This is a genomic window from Rhizobium alarense (genome assembly GCF_021555155.1).
GTDB classification, from domain to species: domain Bacteria; phylum Pseudomonadota; class Alphaproteobacteria; order Rhizobiales; family Rhizobiaceae; genus Rhizobium_D; species Rhizobium_D alarense.
Genome location: NZ_JAKGBU010000142.1, coordinates 1 through 1,189, shown reverse-complemented (window position 1 = coordinate 1,189; position 1,189 = coordinate 1). Strand labels below are relative to the sequence as shown.

Genomic DNA, 1,189 nt, shown 5'->3' with positions numbered 1-1,189 from the left:
GGGGGCGGCGCTGCGCGTCGCGTCCGCCACGGCGCGCCGCCTGCTGCTCCGGGCCGCGGCGGAGCGGCTTGGCTGCCAGGCGGAAACTCTCTCCCTCGCCGACGGTCTGGTCTGCCGGGACGGTGCTCCAACGGGGCTCGACCTCTGGCAGCTGGCGCCCGCCGTCGACTGGAGCGCCCCCTTCGATATGTCGGCCGTGCGCAATCCGGCGGCGGAGCGCGACGGCGACAGCACGGGCCGCATCGATCTCGCCGGCAAACGCACGGGCGGCGGCTTCATCCACGACATGGCACTGCCGGACATGCTGCATGCCCGCGTGCTGCGCCAGCCGGTGCGGCTTGCCCGGCTGCTGTCGGTCGACGAGGACTGGCTCGCCCGCCGCCATCCGACGGTGCGGGTGTGGCGCAAGGCCGATTTCTTAGCGCTGCTGTCGGCGGACGAACATGCCGTTCATGCCGCCCACGCGGAGGCGGACCGTTTCGTCGCGTGGGGCGACGGGGACGGACGCTGGCGGCCGGCCGAGGCGGGCGGACGGCGGGAATGGCGGGTCGGCGGCGATGCGGCGCAGGTGCCCGGCACCCCGGCGATCCGCAGCCGTTATTCCCGCCCGTCGATCCTGCACGCCTCCATCGGGCCGAGCTGTGCGCTCGCCCGTTTCGTCGGCGGCAGGCTGACGGTCTGGAGCCATTCGCAGGGCATCTTCGCGCTCCGCGACGTGATCGCTTCGGTGCTCGGGCTGGAGCGCGCCGCCGTGCGGCTGATCCACGCCCATGGTGCCGGCTGCTATGGCCACAACGGCGCCGACGACGCAGCACTCGACGCGGCGATCCTCGCCGAGGCCTTTCCCGGCCGCGTCGTCCGCGTGCAATGGTCCCGGCAGGACGAGTTGAGCCGGGCACCGGTCGGTGCGGCGATGGCGACGGAAATTGCGGCGGCGCTCGACGGCGAGGGGCGGGTGTCGCGCTGGACCGCCGAGATCGTCAGCCAGCCGCATGCGCAGCGCCCCGGCTTCGGCGGCCATGCCAACCTGACCTCGGCGGAGGCGCTCGATCCGGCGCGCTGCCCGACCGCGGTGGCCGACCTCCCGGACATGGCCGGCGGCGGGGCGTCGCGCAATGCAGCGGCGATCTACGACTTTCCGGACCAGGCGATCGCCGTCACGCTGGACGCGTCGAGCCCCGTGCGCACC

Annotated in this window: 1 protein-coding gene; it reads left to right on the top strand. The window is 74.1% G+C overall.

The window, feature by feature from the left end; translation table 11 throughout:
• A partial coding sequence (locus LXM94_RS25045) for a molybdopterin cofactor-binding domain-containing protein (protein ID WP_235774503.1) occupies positions 1-1,189 on the top strand: 1,189 nt, incomplete at both ends.